Here is a 16,392-nt window from a genome sequence, read left to right as displayed (position 1 = left end):
CTGTTTATAATGGGGGAAAAAGGGAGAGAATGCTATGTCTGAATCAATGGTCAAAACGCAATACGGCACAGTGAAAGGCATTTCAAAAAACGGTGTCCACATATGGAAAGGCATCCCTTACGCAAAGCCGCCCGTCGGACAATTGCGGTTTAAAGCACCTGAGCCGCCGGCGACCTGGGAAGGCGTACTGGACGCAACTGCGTACGGCCCGGTTTGCCCGCAGCCGCCTGATTTACTGTCATATTCATACCCTGAACTCCCCCGCCAGTCTGAGGACTGCCTGTATGTAAATGTATTTTCACCTGACACTCCGGGCAAAAATCGTCCTGTCATGGTGTGGATTCATGGCGGCACATTTTATCTCGGCGCGGGCAGTGAGCCTTTATACGAGAGCTCGAACCTGGCAGCTCAGGGAGATGTCATTGTCGTCACACTGAACTATCGGCTGGGGCCATTCGGCTTTTTGCATTTGTCTTCCATTGATGAAGCGTATTCCAACAACCTTGGACTGCTTGACCAAACCGCGGCTCTGAAATGGGTCAAGGACAATATTTCTGCGTTTGGCGGCGATCCGGAAAATGTAACGGTGTTTGGAGAATCAGCGGGCGGTATGAGCATTGCCGCGCTGCTAGCCATGCCTGCTGCAAAAGGCCTGTTCCAGAAAGCAATCTTAGAAAGCGGCTCTTCCCGAACCATGACAGAAGAAAAAGCGGCAAGCACCGCGCATGCTTTTTTACGAACCCTTGGAATTGACGGTCACCATTTGGACAGGCTTCATACTATGTCTGCGGAAGATTTGCTTAAAGCCGCCGACCAGCTGCGAAAAACCGAAAATGAAAATATCTTTCAGCTGTTATTCCAGCCTGCCCTTGATCCGAAAACACTGCCTGCTGAGCCGGAAAAAGCCATCGCTGAAGGGGCTGCTGACGGCATTCCGCTGTTAATCGGAACAAATCGTGATGAAGGGTATTTATTTTTTACGCCGGATTCAGAAGTTCACTCTCAGGAAACAATTGATGAAGCGCTTGAGTATCTATTGGGTCAGCCGCTGGCAAAGAAAGCGGCCGATCTGTATCCGCGCTCTCTCGAAAGCCAAATTCATATCATGACGGATTTGCTGTTTTGGCGCCCGGCCGTCGCCTGCGCTTCCGCCCAATCCCGTTACGCACCTGTCTGGATGTACCGATTCGATTGGCACCCGGACAAGCCGCCGTACAATAAAGCGGTTCACGCACTGGAACTGCCGTTTGTGTTCGGCAATCTAAACGGACTGAAACGAATGGTACAAGCAGACATTACGGATGAGGTCAAACAGCTTTCACACACGATACAATCAGCGTGGCTTGCCTTCGCAAAAACAGGAAGTCCAAGCTGCAAAGAGGTACAATGGCCGGCTTATACTGAAGACAAACGAGAAACCTTGATTTTGGATTCCGAACTTTCTATTGAGCACGATCCTGATGGTGAGAAGCGGAAAAAACTATTACACTCATAAGGAGAATCACATGGGAAAAACAGGCTGCATGGGTGCCGTCATTGTTGTGGCAGCATGTATCTTCATTTTATCAGCAGTCGTTTATTTACAAGACACCGCCTATTACCAGCCCATCCGCTGGATTGGGATCCTACTGTTTTTCGCGGGAATTGTGATGGTGCCCACATACTCAGCAAAAAGAAAACCCGGTAAAGAGAAGTAATTCTCTCTTTACCGGGTTTTTGTTTTCTTACAATTTCCCTGCGCGAATATCGTCAGTCATTCCTTCATAAGGAGCCTTAGAAATGACTTCCTCATTATCGGCGCCCTCATTTTTCAGAAATGTAATGTCAGCAAATTCGGGCACTACGTATTTTGGATAGGTTTCGTATTTTTCGCGTGATTCTTTCATCAGGTCAATGTGGTCATTTTGGTAGCAGACCGTAATTTCAGGATGTTCATGCACCCATTTCGGGAAGAAAATAATGCCGTGCATCCGTTTTTCATTCGGCATAAAGTTTAATGAAACATCTGTACCTGTCGGCTCTGTCCAAGACACTTTATATACGCCCTCTGTCAGTTTGACAATGTTCACTTCCTGATCCCGAACCCAGCGTCCGGCCACCATTCCGCTATGAATTCTATAATCAATTGTATGGTCATTTTTAATATAAATCTCGTATTCCCAACCGTTTTCGTAAGTATAAATCATGTGGCTTCCGATAAAGTTTTCCATATTTCACACTCTCCTTAGTCTTTTACTCTACTTCATAAATGTCTAATCGAACGTAATCAGGGGTTCTTTCTGCGGAACCGATAAACAAGCGGTCATGCAGCCATTGATAGGTTTCACTGCCTGTCTCAAATGTCGGCACCGTGCGGAAATAAACATGCTCGGTGTCAATCATTTCCCCGGCCGCTGCTCGTGTTCGGAACGGCTCGCTGACTTGCCGTATTCCATTGTTTTCAATGTAAATCAGCTCATGATCTGCTGTTTCTATGACATATCTGGCAGATAAATCTGTTCTGCCGTCAGTGCGAATGATTTGCGAATCAGCTCCGCCAGGCAAAATACGTCCTTCCACTTCTCCGGTTACTGTTCCCGATCGAATCGGAATCCATCGTCTCAGCCCTAAACCTGTCTCACCAATGGTGATTGGAGGATCAACCTTAATGTCTAGGGAGACGAATTTCTTTAAAACTGGCTTCTTCATAAGCACCACCTGATCTTCAGAAGAAATCATGTAACTATTTACATGTTTACTTTAACACCACTGCATGAGGCTGTCAAACGATAAGAACTCAAAAAAACAAGAGCCGATTACATACAGCCCTTGTTGAATAGTTCATTTTGATAGGTAAGATACGTGCTGACCGTGCTTTTTGCGAGGCAATCAGAGGAATCGATAATCGGAATATCACTGTGAACATGATCTAACACCGTGTTTAAATCTGTGCAAGCCGAAATGATGAGATCCGCTCTTTTACTGATTTCCAAGTATAACTCACGCCATATGTCCTGAGTTTTCTGAACATGATTCGGCTGTTTGATCGCGGCGATGAGCTGATTGACTTCCCGCTGCCAATGTGCCTCATGAATAAACTCATATCCGCCCGCCTTCAGGCCTTTTTGATAAATACAGGATTGTATGGTTGAGTCCGTTCCTAAAACAGACACTTTTTGCGCTGAACCCGGGAGCGCCTTCATCGTTTCCTCAATGATATGTAACAAAGGAATCGACAATGCTTGCTGGATGTCTTCAAAATAGACATGCGCCGTATTACAAGGAAGAGAAATAAAGTCCGCACCGGTCTTCTCCAGCTTGACGGCCCCATCGATAATCGCTTTTTTCATTTCATTATGATCGATAGGGCGATCGACATAAAAAGGGGTCGGACAGGAATAAATCATCATTTGCGGGTAATCGATATCATGTGAAGCGCCATATAGCTTCTGACAGTAATCAATGACCTTATCTAAAAATGGAGAGGTCGATTTCGGGCCCATTCCAGCTAATATCCCAATCATCAAATTCATTCCTTTCTAATTCGTCCGGACCGCTTCTCCCTCTGTTCCGTCCTGATAAACGATAAAACTTTTCGCAGTATCATCCCCTAACATAAATTCAACTTCAACAGGCAATGATTGCAGAAAGAAACGGGTTTCCGAGGAAGGAAATAATTCAAACCTCATCTGTCCGGTGATTTGCAGATAAAGCCGCTCATTCTCAGCTGTCACCGTCGCAGCGGTACCATCGTGAAAGGAGTAGCTGCCAACATAGCGGCTGTAAATCGCTGTATCAATTTCTTTTTTCTTTTTATCAGCTGGGCGTTCAGGGATCTTATAAGGCTGGTCAAATAAAATATTCTCCGCTGCCTTCAGTATCGCTTGTTCATAATCAGCATCCTGTTCCATATTGCTCAAATAGATCAGCGTTTTACCATGATCTATATATCGGATCATCATCGTCGAATAGCCGGGCCACCCTCCGCTATGGCTGACAATCCGCCCTTTTTCAGGACTGTTTTGCAGCACCCAGCCAAATCCGTAGTCAACCGTTTCCCCATTGCTCAGTTGTACAGGAGAAAATGCGGCTTCCTTAGAAGCCTTGCTGATCAATTTGTCCTGATATAAAGCCTGATCAAATCGAAATAAATCGCTTGTGACAGAATTCACTGTACCGTCTCCCTGTATTCCATCCAGATACACAACATAGCTCGTTTCCTCCAGGTCATCTGGAAGAACGTACTGGCCGGAATGCACATCATACACATATCCATACGCATAGTCATCGATCTGCTCAGGACGCAGCCTCCTGTTATATACTCTCGTGTTCGCCATACCGACTGGGGTGAAAATATGCTGTTTCAAAAAATCCGCATAACTCATGCCGGATGCCTTCTCAATCAAAACTGCCAGCAGCACATACCCCGTATTGCTGTACAGCCAGCCTTCATTCGGAGCAAAATAGCAAGGGGGCTGCTCATTCATCAGCATATCCACTACATCCTGATTCACTGCGACCCTGCTTTTATCCCAATTGACAAAAAACCACTCTATATATTCCGGAAGCCCGGATGTATGGTTCAATAAGTGCCGTATCGTAACGCCTTCATATGGAAATCCGGGAATCCAACGCTCCACCTTATCCTCATAACCAAGCATCCCTTTCTCCTCCAATAAAACAACTGCCAGCGCTGTAAAAGGCTTTGATAGTGATGCCAGCTCAAACAAAGAATTTTCTTGCAAAAGCCGTTTTTCCGGCAAATCCGCATAACCGAAAGCGTGATGGTATAAGATGCCGCCATCCTCTGCAGCTAAAACCGCCCCGTTGAAATGATTTCTTTCGCCTAATGTTTCAAATAAAATCTTAAGGTCATTCCTTTTATCCTGCTTCATTGTTTCACCTCCCCTTTTTTGTACGATACTGAGCTATTAATGTTTCAATTATTTTGAAAATATAAAAAAAGCTGATCAATCCTCAAACAGGAAAAATCAACTTTAGATTTACACGAATCAAAAATCCCTTTTTACGCAGTCGGAGAAGGAACTCTGGCGGCTGCAAAACGGGTTCTCGGAGTTACTTGAATGACTCCGGCGGCAGTACTTCTCATTGCAACTGTCACCGTATCTCCGGCGTTTAACTGAAGAATTTCCGTAATGGCTACGACAGCCGGGAGATTCCCTGCTTGAAATGTGTTATTTCCGCCTATCACATCTTGATTCACAAGAAATACGACTTCTAAGTTGAAGTCAACAATCGCATTCGTTTGAAACTCAACTGATGCGTTAAGAGAATATACGCCTGCTGTTCTCGGTGAAAATGTAGAAGTGTTGGGGTTATATTCATTCGCCAAATCAAATTCTACATTTTGAAATAAGACTCCGCTAGCTGCATTTGCAGCCACTGACAGATTTGTATTGCTGGTGGCTCTGAAAGCGGAAATAGGCTGGTTCGTATTTGCTGTAGCTGGTGCAAAGCCCTGGTTTTGTTGAGCGGATGAGAAATTTCCATTTCTTCCTTGCATGACACTTGGTGATAAAAGAGGTTCCGGCCGATCGTTCCTCTTAATCCATTTAGTTGGCTTTGGCGGCATGACTTTTTCCTCCCTATACATTTTCTATCGCTTCTATCATTTATTTGCTTTCACAATACATTATTATATTGATCGTTACAGGCTTTGAAACGGTATCTGCCCGACAAAGCTCAAATACAGAAATAAAAGCAGCTATTCCAAAACAGAATACTGTTTCTATTAAAAGATTTATAAAAAAGATATAAGATCCACCCACACTTAAATTGCCATTACGAGATTCAGCAATGCCAATATCGTTAGGTCGCCCTCTGTTGTCTGCCGGTCACCATCATAAAAAAGCCGGAAGACGATTCTCCCGGCTTTTCCAGCTTATTTACCTGTTTCCGCAAAACGTTTGAGCCGCTCACCGATTTCGTCACGAACACGCTGAAAGAACGCCCATTTTTCCGCTTCAGATCCTTCCGCTTTTGCAGGGTCATCAAAGCCCCAGTGCTCGCGCTTGACGTGAGGCGGCGTCATCGGGCATTTATCAGCCGCGTCTCCGCAAAGCGTCACGACAAGATCAGCACTGTTTAAAATAGCCGGATCGATGATATCTGATGTTTGGCCGGATATGTCGATCCCCGCTTCCTTCATCGCTTTTACAGCATTCGGATTGAGCCCATGCGCTTCAATCCCCGCGCTGTATACATTCCATTCATCTTTTAGATATTGTTTCGCCCAGCCTTCAGCCATTTGGCTGCGGCAGGAGTTGCCCGTACATAAAAAGTAGATGGTTTTTGTAGGCATGTTTGTTCATCTCCCAAATGTTTTAGTGAATGATCAATAACCAGATATAAAGGCCGAATAGAGTAATCAGCAGGGTCGGAACCGTCAGGATAATCCCTGTTTTCACGTATGTCCCCCAAGAGATTTTCACTCCTTTTTGGGCGAGAACATGAAGCCATAACAGCGTCGCCAGCGACCCAATCGGCGTGATTTTCGGTCCCAGATCAGAACCGATGACATTTGCATAAATTAAGGCTTCTCTCATTATTCCATGTGTATCTGTACCGGCTATCGCAATAGCATCAATCATGACGGTCGGCATGTTATTCATTATCGATGATAAAATAGCTGCGATAAAACCCATTCCAATGGTCCCCGCCAATAGCCCCTGATCTGCGGCTGTCTGTATAAGGCTGGACAGAAGGTCTGTTAAGCCGGCGTTTCTTAACCCGTACACGACGACATACATCCCAATGGAAAAAAACACAATCGCCCACGGTGCCCCTTTGACCACCTGCTTCGTATGAACGGCCGGGCTTTTCTTCGCCATAATAAGAAAGAAAACAGCCACCGCACCGGCGATAAAGGATACGGGGATGGACCATATTTCGCTTACAAAATAACCGATTAATAACATGCCCAGCACAAGCCAAGACATACGAAACATGTTTATATCTTTAATGGCGTCAGCCGGTCTCTTCACCTGACTGAGATCATAATGTTTCGGAATCCCTTTTCTGAAAAATAAGTATAAAACGAGTATGCTTGCCGCAAGAGAAAAGAGATTCGGGACAATCATCCGTGCCGCATATTCAATGAACCCGACGTGAAAGAAATCGGCCGACACGATATTGACCAAATTGCTGACCACAAGCGGAAGCGATGTTGTATCAGCAATAAACCCGCTCGCGATAATAAATGGGAACACCAGCTTTTCTTCAAAACGCAAAGCCCGCATCATCGCAAGCACAATTGGCGTTAAAATAAGCGCCGCACCGTCATTGGCAAAAAACGCCGCCACGACAGCGCCTAAAACGGAAATATAAATAAACATACGCAGGCCGCTTCCTTTAGCCGCCTTTGCCATATGCAAAGCAGCCCATTCAAAAAAGCCAATGTGGTCTAAAATGAGCGAGATGAGAATGATCGCCACAAACGCCAGAGTGGCATTCCATACAATGCCAGTAACGTCCGCCACATCCTTCACGCTCACAACCCCCGCAAGCAAAGCCAAAACCGCTCCCCCGCAGGCTGACCAGCCAATAGACAGGTGTTTCGGCTGCCAAATAACAAAAATAAGTGTAAGAATAAAGATCATTGCTGCTAAAACCGCTGAACTCAAACGAGAACCTCCTACTTACAAGAAACTTGAGTTTCTTTTTTCTGAATAGACTGCAACACGTCATCATTTGATCTGATGTGACCGAGAATCGATTGAATCAATCCATATTCAGGACAAGCCGAATTAATTGAATAAAACCGCCACTGTCCCTTTTTCTCTTCATTCACAAATCCAGCCTGTTTCAGCTTCCGCAAATGCTGGCTGATAGCTGGCTGGCTCATGTCAAACATCTCGACAAACTGGCAGACACAGTATGTTTTTTCCTCCAGCTTCTTCATGATCAAAAGCCTGGTTTGATCATGAAGAAGCTTCAGGCAGCGACTGATTTCAGTAGATGTCAAGGCATGCTTCATGAAAGCATCAGCTCCCTTCCGCGTTCATTGTATAATCCACTGAATATATAAGTCAATACTTATATAATAGAAGAAATAGGACCTCCGCTTAAAAATTTTTTTACGGAAATGGCTTTATTTATACTGTCGTTATTGATGAATTTACATTTTTCATCACTTTTGTGTTGTTCGGTTAGGCTTGATAAAAAGGAACTTTATACCCATGCGAAAGCTTGTGATAACCTGTAGAAGATGCAAAGAAACAATCAGCCAGATTAGTCCATAAGACCTGTACTCTTAAAATCTTTTTATTCATTTTCTATCAAACAAAAGAGGAAAATAGACCCGTTGAAATAAGGTCCAGTGTCTAATAGAATAATGTCGAAAAGTAAATTACGCAGGTTTGTTACTGATAAAGCAGGCAAGACCTAAAATGTGTTAAGGGCAAAGTGTATTCTTTGGCGTCACCCCTTTACATATTTTAGGTCTTTTTTTATTGCACGTAACCGACTTGCCACTCAACAGGAGGGCTGGAAGAAAGCAGACAGCTAACACAGTACATAAAAAAGGAGACATGAACGATGAACATCAAAAAGTTTGCCAAACAGGCAACAGCATTAACCTTTACAACCGCACTGCTGGCAGGAGGCGCGACTCAAGCGTTTGCGAAAGAAGCAGATCACAAACCGTATAAAGAGACATACGGCATTTCCCATATTACCCGCCACGACATGCTGCAAATCCCTGAACAGCAAAAGAATGAAAAATATCAGGTGCCTGAATTTGACCAATCAAAGATTAAAAACATCTCTTCCGCAAAAGGTTTGGACGTGTGGGACAGCTGGCCATTGCAAAACGCGGACGGCACAGTCGCAAACTATCACGGCTATCACATTGTCTTTGCATTAGCCGGAGACCCTAAAAACGCGGATGACACATCAATTTACATGTTCTATCAAAAAGTTGGCGAGACTTCCATTGACAGCTGGAAAAACGCAGGCCGTGTCTTTAAAGACAGTGACAAGTTTGACGCAAATGATCCCATCTTAAAAGATCAAACACAAGAATGGTCAGGATCAGCTACATTTACATCTGATGGCAAAATCCGTTTATTCTACACTGACTTTTCCGGTAAACATTACGGCAAACAAACACTGACAACTGCGCAGGTTAACGTGTCAACTTCAGACAGTTCTCTTACGATTAACGGTGTAGAAGATCACAAATCAATTTTTGACGGGGACGGCAAAACGTATCAAAATGTTCAACAGTTCATTGATGAGGGCAACTATAGTTCAGGCGATAACCATACGCTGAGAGATCCTCACTATGTGGAAGATCACGGCCGCAAATACCTAGTATTTGAAGCAAACACAGGAACTGAAGACGGCTACCAAGGCGAAGAATCTTTATTTAACAAAGCTTATTATGGCAAAAGCTCATCATTCTTCCGTCAAGAAAGTCAAAAACTTCTGCAAAGCGATAAGAAACGCACTGCAGAATTAGCTAACGGCGCACTTGGCATTATTGAGCTTAACGATGACTACACATTGAAGAAAGTCATGAAGCCGCTGATCACGTCTAACACAGTGACTGACGAAATCGAACGTGCAAATGTCTTCAAAATGAACGGCAAATGGTATCTGTTCACTGACTCTAGAGGATCAAAAATGACAATCGACGGCATTACGTCTAACGACATTTACATGCTGGGTTATGTTTCCAACTCCTTAACAGGCCCGTACAAGCCGCTGAACAAAACCGGCCTTGTGCTGAAAATGGATCTTGATCCTAACGATGTGACCTTTACTTACTCACACTTTGCCGTACCGCAAGCTGAAGGTAACAATGTCGTTATTACAAGCTACATGACAAACAGAGGCTTCTATGCAGACAAGCAGGCAACGTTCGCGCCAAGCTTCTTATTGAACATCAAAGGCAAAAAGACATCTGTTGTGAAAAACAGCATCCTTGAACAAGGCCAACTAACAGTTAACAAATAAACGCAAAAGAAAATGCCGATACCCTATTGGCATTTTCTTTTATTTCTTTATTAAAATCTAAAGCGGAGAAACCGAAATGACATATAAAAAAACATGCAAATGGTCAGCGGTATTCCTTATCTTTTTAGGAATCCTTTTGTTTATAGACCTATGGCCAAAAGAGGAACCGGTCAAAAAATCAAAATCAACCCATAAGCCGGACTACCGGGCGGCATATCATTTTACGGCTCCTGACAAATGGAAAAACGACCCACAAAAACCCATCTATTTCGATGGAAAGTATCATTACTATTATCTGTATAACGGGGATTATCCAAACGGCAACGGCACGGAATGGCGGCATGCCGTATCAGAGGATTTGGTGCATTGGACAGATGAAGGCGTGGCGATTCCCAAATACACAAATCCAAACGGCGACATCTGGACCGGATCATTCGTCATCGATAAAGAAAATACAGCCGGCTTTGGCAAAAATGCACTTGTCGCCATTGTGACTCAGCCTTCAGCCAAAGACAAAAAGCAGGAGCAGCATTTATGGTACAGCACAGACAAAGGGAAGACATTTAAGCCCTACACTGCTGATCCCATTATGCCCAATCCGGGGACAAATGATTTTAGAGACCCTAAAGTCATTTGGGATGATCAGGATCATAAATGGGTAATGGTCATGGCCGAAGGAACAAAAATCGGCTTTTATGAATCCAATAATTTAAAGAATTGGCAGTACACAAGCGGTTTTATTACGAAGCAGGCAGGCATGATCGAATGCCCCGACCTATACATGATGCGGGCAAGTGACGGGACGACGAAGTGGATTCTCGGCGCAAGCGCAAACGGGAAACCGTGGGGCAAACCCAATACGTACGCCTACTGGACCGGTGGCTTTGACGGAAAAGAATTTTCTGCGGATCAAACCGAACCCCAATGGCTTGATTACGGATTTGACTGGTACGGGGGCGTAACGTTTGAGGACGGGAAAGACACAGATCAATTGAATAAGCGTTACGCGCTGGCTTGGATGAATAATTGGGATTACGCGAATAACACGCCGACCCGAAAAAATGGCTTTAACGGCACAGACTCAATCGTGCGTGAAATCCGGCTCCAGCAGCAGGACGGCACATACAGCCTCGTCTCACAGCCTGTTGAAGCATTGCAGCAGCTTTCCGCTTCCACTAACGAAGTGAAAGAACTGAGTGTCAGCGGCTCCAAAACCCTGTCCATAACAGGCGATACGTATCAACTGGATATGGATCTTTCTTGGTCAGACATGAAAAACGCCGGCGTCCGGCTGAGAGAATCGGCAGACAAAAAACGCCATATTGATGTCGGCATATTTGCTGAAGGCGGCTATGCGTATGTCAACAGAGCTTTCACAGACCAGCCTGATAAAAGCAAAAGGTTCGTTGAAAGCAAAGCGCCCTATGACAGCAGCAAACAAAATGTGCACTTAAAAATACTCGTTGATAAAACAACGATAGAAGTGTTTGTCGGTGACGGGAAAACCGTTTTCTCAAATGAAGTGTTCCCAAAATCCGAGGATAAAGGCATTACACTTTTTTCTGAAGGCGGCTCAGCTTCCTTTAAGAATATAAAAGTGAAACATTTTGATACGATTCATCAATAAAAACAGATGCAGCGCTTGCTGCATCTGTTTTTTTTTGTGAGAGCCGAAAGCCATCAGCAGGTGTGTATTGTCTGTTTCATATTGGGCATTGTAAGAAATATAAGGCTTGTTTCTAAGGAGGAAGCGGATGTCTAAACAAGGAAATTTTCAAAAATCGATGTCGCTGTTTGATCTGATTTTGATCGGGATGGGAGCTATCTTTGGATCAGCATGGCTGTTCGCTGTCAGTAATGTCGCTTCAAAAGCAGGACCCTCCGGCGCTTTTTCCTGGATTATGGGAGGAGCCATTATTCTGTTAATCGGACTGGTGTACGCGGAGCTCGGAGCCGCTTTGCCCCGCACTGGAGGCATCATCAGGTATCCCGTTTATTCACACGGCCATCTGGTCGGCTATTTAATTTCATTTGTCACAATTGTCGCTTACACAAGCCTGATTTCGATTGAAGTCACAGCTGTCCGGCAATATGTGGCCTATTGGTTTCCGGGCCTGACCAAAGAGGGCTCTGACTCCCCGACTATCGCAGGCTGGATTTTGCAGTTTGCCTTGCTCTGCTTGTTTTTCCTGCTGAATTATTGGAGCGTCAAAACCTTTGCTAAGGCCAATTTCATTATTTCTATTTTTAAATATATCGTTCCGGTCACGATCATTATTGTGCTGATTTTTCATTTTCAGCCGGGGAACTTATCGGTTGAAGGGTTTGCGCCTTTTGGTTTTACAGGCATACAGGCCGCCATTTCGACCGGGGGTGTCATGTTTGCATATCTCGGGCTGCACCCTATCGTATCTGTTGCCGGTGAGGTGCAAAACCCGAAGCGTAACATCCCAATCGCATTAATTATCTGTATTATCGTCTCCACCATCATTTATACTATTTTGCAAGTTACCTTTATCGGTGCGATTCCGACAGAAACGCTGAAAAACGGTTGGCCGGCAATCGGCCGTGAGTTTTCATTGCCGTTTAAAGATATTGCGGTCATGCTCGGTTTAGGATGGCTTGCAACGCTTGTCATTCTGGATGCGATCCTGTCCCCCGGAGGAAATGGGAATATATTTATGAATACGACGTCTCGTCTCGTTTACGCCTGGGCACGGAACGGCACGTTATTCCGTGTATTTTCAAAGGTCAATCAAGAAACCGGTACCCCCCGGGCGTCTCTATGGCTTTCGTTCGGTCTCTCGATATTCTGGACGCTTCCCTTTCCTTCATGGAATGCGCTCGTCAATGTTTGTTCTGTTGCCTTAATCCTTTCTTATGCGATTGCGCCGATTTCTTCAGCCGCACTGAGAGTAAATGCGAAGGACTTAAACAGGCCGTTTTATTTAAAAGGAATGAGCATTATCGGGCCGCTTTCATTTATTTTTACGGCGTTTATTGTGTACTGGTCAGGATGGACAACCGTTTCCTGGCTTCTCGGCTCACAGCTCGTCATGTTTTTGATCTATCTCTGCTTCAGCAAATACGCGCCTAAAGAAGATGTAAGCCTTGCCCAGCAGCTGAAATCAGCCTGGTGGCTCGTCGGATTTTATGTCATGATGCTGATTTTTTCCTATATCGGCTCTTTCGGGCATGGCCTAGGCTTGATCAGCAATCCCATCGATCTCATTTTGGTTGCTGTCGGCTCGCTTGCGATTTATTATTGGGCAAAGTATACCGGGCTCCCGAAAGCCGCGATTGATTATGATAAATAAAGAAGCAGGAGTTTCTCTTGCTTCTTTTTTCGCTTTACAAACGCCATCACTCAAGATAAAATGAATGATAGTCAGTCATTATAGGAGGTGCTCCTCATGCCAAAACAAACATCAGGAAAATATGAAAAGATTTTGCAGGCGGCAATTGAAGTCATTTCTGAAAAGGGACTCGATAAGGCCTCCATCTCAGATATCGTAAAAAAAGCCGGGACTGCCCAAGGAACGTTTTATTTATATTTTTCATCCAAAAATGCTTTGATTCCGGCCATAGCGGAAAACCTTCTCACTCACACGCTAGAGCAAATCAAAGGAAGACTGAATGGCGAGGAAGATTTTTGGACCGTCTTACAAACCTTAATTGATGAGACGTTTCACATCACAGAGCGCCATAAAGATATTATTGTCCTCTGCTACTCGGGGCTTGCCATCGACCATTCCATGGAAAAATGGGAGACCATTTATCAGCCTTATTATTCCTGGCTGGAGAACATCATTAATATGGCGGTTGAAAACCAAGATGTGATTGAAAGCATCAATGCAAAGTGGACGGCAAGAACCATCATCAATTTAGTTGAGAACACAGCAGAACGGTTTTATATCGGGTTTGAACAAGATGAAAATCTTGAAGTATCTAAAAAAGAAATTTTTACATTCTTAAAACGGAGCTTAGATAAAGCTTAAAAAATGACTGGGTGACACCGCTCATTTTTTAATTTCTAAAAATGACTGACGTTCATTCATAAAAAGAGGTGTTTATGTTGTATTGGATGCTTGTTTTAATAGCAGGGCTTCTAGAAGTGGTTTGGGCCTCCTCCCTCAAACATGCGGATACGCTTTTTGATTGGATCATCGTATTTCTATTAATAGCGATAAGCTTTATACTGTTAATCCGCTCTTATCGAAAAATCCCTATGGCCGCAGCGTATACTGTATTTGTCGGAATTGGAACGGTCGGAACCTACACGACCGGAATCTACTTAGGCGAATCCTTCTCAGCAGCCCAAATCTTCTTTTTAATGCTGCTGCTAGCCGGCATTTTAGGAATGAAGCTTTTCACAAAAGAAAGTAAAACTCAGCCGAGAGGTGAAAAATAATGGCGTGGTTTTTATTATTCATTGCGGGTATAGAAGAAATTATAGCTGCCATCGCCATGAAATATATAGACGGCACAAAGAAAAAATGGCCGATTATTGTGATGACTGCCGGATTTGCTTTATCTTTTTACTGCCTTTCACAGGCCATGCAAATCCTGCCATCCGGTGTTGCTTATGCCGTTTGGACCGGTATAGGCAGCATAGGCGTAACAGCAGTCAGCCTGATTTGGTTTAAGGAACGGTTTCAGCTTTCTCAGTTGATTTCTCTTTGCCTGATCCTTGCCGGTGTCATCGGCCTGCGTCTTACGTCTTAATCATAAAAGGCATATACAGATAGCTGTATATGCCTTTTATCTTTTACTCATCATCTTGATGTTTATGAAGGTGAAGCGGCGGCGGGATCAGCCAGCCCTTGTTTTTCAGCAGCCTTAAGTATTTTGCTCCTGTTGCTGCCTTGCTCATATGAAATTGCCCAAACATCATGGCAATGTCTTCGCGGATCGACTGCCCCATAATTTTGCTGCATGTTACAAGACCCGCAGCATTCTGCGCCGCTGCAGATGCGGCCACATCCGGATCGAGAAACCGCGCGCCCGGCGGGATGTCGTTAAGATCTGCATCCGGCGGCTCAGGAGAAGCGGGCGGAAGCCCCACGCCGTTTTCTTTCAGGATATTGCTGACCTGTTTGATTTCATCTTGACACTTCTCAATGGACTCATGAAGCAGCTTCTTTAAGTCGGCATCACCAACATGATGCAATAACATCTGATAATTGCCGATCATTTTATTTCCCGCCATCACATAACTCCACAAGCTGAATACCTCACCATAATGCATCGGTTCTTCTTGCGGATTACCGCTTAAAATTCCCATTGTCATCCTCCTTAGCAAATTCAATACTGTTCATTTACCTACGATGCCCTGCAGGGGGAAAATTATGTATTTGCGAGAATGTTTTCTTGTACAACACAAAAAAGACAAGAGCGGCAATCGCCAAACCCTTGTCTTTCCTGTTGTTCTATTGGACGCGCTCGGAGGGATTCGAACCCCCGACAGACGTGGTACCGGAAACCACCGCTCTATCCAACTGAGCTACGAGCGCATATTGACATATTTTTCACTGCGTAATGATAACGTCAGCATAGCTTATTATAGGGCATTTCAGCCAAAAAAACAACCCTCTATTTGAAAGGGCTGTTTTTTTAAGAAGACACATCATCTTCTTTCAGAACCTCACATACGATGGTTTGAACCGTTGTATTTTTGGGGAAAATGGGAAAAAGAGAAGAGTTTGCATGTCAAGCCAGCTTTTTGTTTGACCTTTATTGACCAAAAATGTATCATGTAACTACATACTTACCTAAAAGGTGAAGGAGGAGCATTATGAATTTAATACCTACAGTCATTGAACAAACGAACCGCGGGGAAAGAGCGTATGACATTTATTCTCGTTTATTAAAGGATCGTATCATCATGCTTGGATCTGCGATTGATGACAACGTTGCGAACTCCATCGTGTCACAGCTTTTATTCTTAGAAGCAGAAGACCCTGAAAAAGATATTTCTATTTACATCAACAGCCCGGGCGGCTCTATCACAGCCGGTATGGCGATTTATGATACCATGCAGTTTATTAAGCCAAAGGTATCTACAATTTGTATCGGTATGGCTGCATCAATGGGTGCGTTCCTGCTTGCTGCCGGAGAAAAAGGCAAACGCTATGCGCTTCCTAACAGTGAAGTTATGATTCACCAGCCACTTGGCGGAGCGCAAGGTCAGGCAACAGAAATTGAAATTGCTGCGAAACGCATTCTCTTGCTTCGCGACAAATTAAACAAAGTGCTTGCTGAACGCACAGGCCAGCCGCTTGAAGTCATTGAGCGCGATACTGACCGCGATAACTTCAAATCAGCCGAAGAAGCAATGGAATACGGCTTGATTGATAAGGTTTTGACACGCAACACAGAAGAGCAAAAGTAATACTGCGACCTGCAAGAGACATGTCTCTTGCAGGTTTTTTCATG

18 protein-coding genes and 1 tRNA gene are annotated in these 16,392 nt (G+C 44.4%); 9 read left to right on the top strand and 10 right to left on the bottom strand.

Annotated elements, in window-relative coordinates; translation table 11 throughout:
- Positions 1 to 34: 34 nt before the first annotated feature.
- Both NST16_RS00890 and NST16_RS00885 read left to right on the top strand, forming a co-directional pair.
- Complete coding sequence (locus tag NST16_RS00890; RefSeq protein WP_340883550.1) at positions 35 to 1,495, top strand: carboxylesterase/lipase family protein; 1,461 nt, start codon at positions 35 to 37, stop codon at positions 1,493 to 1,495.
- 10 nt (positions 1,496 to 1,505) lie between these two features.
- The gene (locus tag NST16_RS00885) at positions 1,506 to 1,697 is read left to right on the top strand and encodes a hypothetical protein (RefSeq protein ID WP_010331961.1); all 192 of its coding nucleotides are present in this window, start codon (positions 1,506 to 1,508) and stop codon (positions 1,695 to 1,697) included.
- A gap of 27 nt (positions 1,698 to 1,724) precedes the next feature.
- Here NST16_RS00885 and padC read toward each other — a convergent pair whose 3' ends face one another.
- From padC to NST16_RS00845, 8 genes are all read right to left on the bottom strand, one after another.
- Positions 1,725 to 2,210: a phenolic acid decarboxylase gene (gene padC, locus NST16_RS00880; protein ID WP_010331962.1), complete on the bottom strand. Its 486-nt coding sequence runs from the start codon at positions 2,208 to 2,210 to the stop codon at positions 1,725 to 1,727.
- Positions 2,211 to 2,232: 22 nt separating this feature from the next.
- Positions 2,233 to 2,688: a DUF3237 domain-containing protein gene (locus NST16_RS00875; RefSeq protein WP_340883547.1), complete on the bottom strand. Its 456-nt coding sequence runs from the start codon at positions 2,686 to 2,688 to the stop codon at positions 2,233 to 2,235.
- 107 nt (positions 2,689 to 2,795) lie between these two features.
- Positions 2,796 to 3,503 (bottom strand): aspartate/glutamate racemase family protein, encoded by a 708-nt coding sequence (locus tag NST16_RS00870; RefSeq protein ID WP_340883545.1) that lies wholly within the window; start codon positions 3,501 to 3,503, stop codon positions 2,796 to 2,798.
- Between the two features lie 15 nt (positions 3,504 to 3,518).
- A complete protein-coding gene (locus tag NST16_RS00865) occupies positions 3,519 to 4,874 on the bottom strand; it encodes a serine hydrolase (protein ID WP_340883543.1) in 1,356 nt (451 codons plus the stop codon).
- A gap of 131 nt (positions 4,875 to 5,005) precedes the next feature.
- Positions 5,006 to 5,572 (bottom strand): C1q-like domain-containing protein, encoded by a 567-nt coding sequence (locus tag NST16_RS00860; RefSeq protein WP_340883541.1) that lies wholly within the window; start codon positions 5,570 to 5,572, stop codon positions 5,006 to 5,008.
- 309 nt (positions 5,573 to 5,881) lie between these two features.
- Entirely contained in the window at positions 5,882 to 6,301 is a 420-nt protein-coding gene (arsC, locus tag NST16_RS00855; protein ID WP_340883539.1) for an arsenate reductase (thioredoxin), read from the bottom strand.
- A 22-nt stretch (positions 6,302 to 6,323) separates the two neighbouring features.
- Entirely contained in the window at positions 6,324 to 7,622 is a 1,299-nt protein-coding gene (locus tag NST16_RS00850) for an arsenic transporter (RefSeq protein WP_268447111.1), read from the bottom strand.
- Positions 7,623 to 7,633: 11 nt separating this feature from the next.
- Complete coding sequence (locus tag NST16_RS00845) at positions 7,634 to 7,975, bottom strand: ArsR/SmtB family transcription factor (RefSeq protein WP_010331969.1); 342 nt, start codon at positions 7,973 to 7,975, stop codon at positions 7,634 to 7,636.
- A gap of 560 nt (positions 7,976 to 8,535) precedes the next feature.
- Between NST16_RS00845 and sacB the strand changes: the two genes are divergently transcribed.
- From sacB to NST16_RS00815, 6 genes are all read left to right on the top strand, one after another.
- On the top strand, positions 8,536 to 9,957 hold the full coding sequence (sacB, locus tag NST16_RS00840; protein ID WP_010331970.1) for a levansucrase: 1,422 nt from the start codon (positions 8,536 to 8,538) through the stop codon (positions 9,955 to 9,957).
- Positions 9,958 to 10,033: 76 nt separating this feature from the next.
- Positions 10,034 to 11,584 (top strand): glycoside hydrolase family 32 protein, encoded by a 1,551-nt coding sequence (locus NST16_RS00835; RefSeq protein ID WP_340883535.1) that lies wholly within the window; start codon positions 10,034 to 10,036, stop codon positions 11,582 to 11,584.
- Positions 11,585 to 11,711: 127 nt separating this feature from the next.
- The gene (gene aspP / locus NST16_RS00830) at positions 11,712 to 13,274 is read left to right on the top strand and encodes an aspartate/proton symporter AspP (protein WP_229149345.1); all 1,563 of its coding nucleotides are present in this window, start codon (positions 11,712 to 11,714) and stop codon (positions 13,272 to 13,274) included.
- A gap of 96 nt (positions 13,275 to 13,370) precedes the next feature.
- The gene (locus NST16_RS00825) at positions 13,371 to 13,955 is read left to right on the top strand and encodes a TetR family transcriptional regulator (protein WP_340883532.1); all 585 of its coding nucleotides are present in this window, start codon (positions 13,371 to 13,373) and stop codon (positions 13,953 to 13,955) included.
- A gap of 77 nt (positions 13,956 to 14,032) precedes the next feature.
- Positions 14,033 to 14,368 carry a DMT family transporter gene (locus NST16_RS00820; protein WP_010331974.1) on the top strand — a complete coding sequence of 112 codons (336 nt, stop codon included), beginning with the start codon at positions 14,033 to 14,035 and terminating at the stop codon, positions 14,366 to 14,368.
- Entirely contained in the window at positions 14,368 to 14,682 is a 315-nt protein-coding gene (locus tag NST16_RS00815) for a DMT family transporter (RefSeq protein ID WP_029441074.1), read from the top strand. The genes NST16_RS00820 and NST16_RS00815 overlap by 1 nt, the downstream gene beginning before the upstream one ends.
- A 43-nt stretch (positions 14,683 to 14,725) precedes the next feature.
- Here NST16_RS00815 and NST16_RS00810 read toward each other — a convergent pair whose 3' ends face one another.
- Positions 14,726 to 15,241, bottom strand: coding sequence for a DUF3231 family protein (locus NST16_RS00810; RefSeq protein ID WP_229149350.1), 516 nt, complete (start codon positions 15,239 to 15,241; stop codon positions 14,726 to 14,728).
- Positions 15,242 to 15,394: 153 nt separating this feature from the next.
- Positions 15,395 to 15,470: transfer RNA gene (locus tag NST16_RS00805), tRNA-Arg, on the bottom strand.
- A gap of 281 nt (positions 15,471 to 15,751) precedes the next feature.
- Between NST16_RS00805 and clpP the strand changes: the two genes are divergently transcribed.
- Positions 15,752 to 16,348, top strand: coding sequence for an ATP-dependent Clp endopeptidase proteolytic subunit ClpP (gene clpP / locus NST16_RS00800; protein WP_003326811.1), 597 nt, complete (start codon positions 15,752 to 15,754; stop codon positions 16,346 to 16,348).
- The last annotated feature ends 44 nt before the right edge of the window (positions 16,349 to 16,392 follow it).

Origin of the sequence: Bacillus sp. FSL K6-1005, from assembly GCF_038000225.1 — a bacterium.
GTDB lineage: Bacteria > Bacillota > Bacilli > Bacillales > Bacillaceae > Bacillus > Bacillus mojavensis.
This window is presented reverse-complemented; position numbering and strand designations above follow the sequence as displayed.

Coding starts and splice junctions, on each gene's coding strand:
- NST16_RS00890 (WP_340883550.1), top strand. CDS start 35: ATGTCTGAATCAATGGTCAAAACGCAATACGGCACAGTGAAAGGCATT.
- NST16_RS00885 (WP_010331961.1), top strand. CDS start 1,506: ATGGGAAAAACAGGCTGCATGGGTGCCGTCATTGTTGTGGCAGCATGT.
- padC (WP_010331962.1), bottom strand. CDS start 2,210: ATGGAAAACTTTATCGGAAGCCACATGATTTATACTTACGAAAACGGT.
- NST16_RS00875 (WP_340883547.1), bottom strand. CDS start 2,688: ATGAAGAAGCCAGTTTTAAAGAAATTCGTCTCCCTAGACATTAAGGTT.
- NST16_RS00870 (WP_340883545.1), bottom strand. CDS start 3,503: ATGATTGGGATATTAGCTGGAATGGGCCCGAAATCGACCTCTCCATTT.
- NST16_RS00865 (WP_340883543.1), bottom strand. CDS start 4,874: ATGAAGCAGGATAAAAGGAATGACCTTAAGATTTTATTTGAAACATTA.
- NST16_RS00860 (WP_340883541.1), bottom strand. CDS start 5,572: ATGCCGCCAAAGCCAACTAAATGGATTAAGAGGAACGATCGGCCGGAA.
- arsC (WP_340883539.1), bottom strand. CDS start 6,301: ATGCCTACAAAAACCATCTACTTTTTATGTACGGGCAACTCCTGCCGC.
- NST16_RS00845 (WP_010331969.1), bottom strand. CDS start 7,975: ATGAAGCATGCCTTGACATCTACTGAAATCAGTCGCTGCCTGAAGCTT.
- sacB (WP_010331970.1), top strand. CDS start 8,536: ATGAACATCAAAAAGTTTGCCAAACAGGCAACAGCATTAACCTTTACA.
- NST16_RS00835 (WP_340883535.1), top strand. CDS start 10,034: ATGACATATAAAAAAACATGCAAATGGTCAGCGGTATTCCTTATCTTT.
- aspP (WP_229149345.1), top strand. CDS start 11,712: ATGTCTAAACAAGGAAATTTTCAAAAATCGATGTCGCTGTTTGATCTG.
- NST16_RS00825 (WP_340883532.1), top strand. CDS start 13,371: ATGCCAAAACAAACATCAGGAAAATATGAAAAGATTTTGCAGGCGGCA.
- NST16_RS00815 (WP_029441074.1), top strand. CDS start 14,368: ATGGCGTGGTTTTTATTATTCATTGCGGGTATAGAAGAAATTATAGCT.
- NST16_RS00810 (WP_229149350.1), bottom strand. CDS start 15,241: ATGGGAATTTTAAGCGGTAATCCGCAAGAAGAACCGATGCATTATGGT.
- clpP (WP_003326811.1), top strand. CDS start 15,752: ATGAATTTAATACCTACAGTCATTGAACAAACGAACCGCGGGGAAAGA.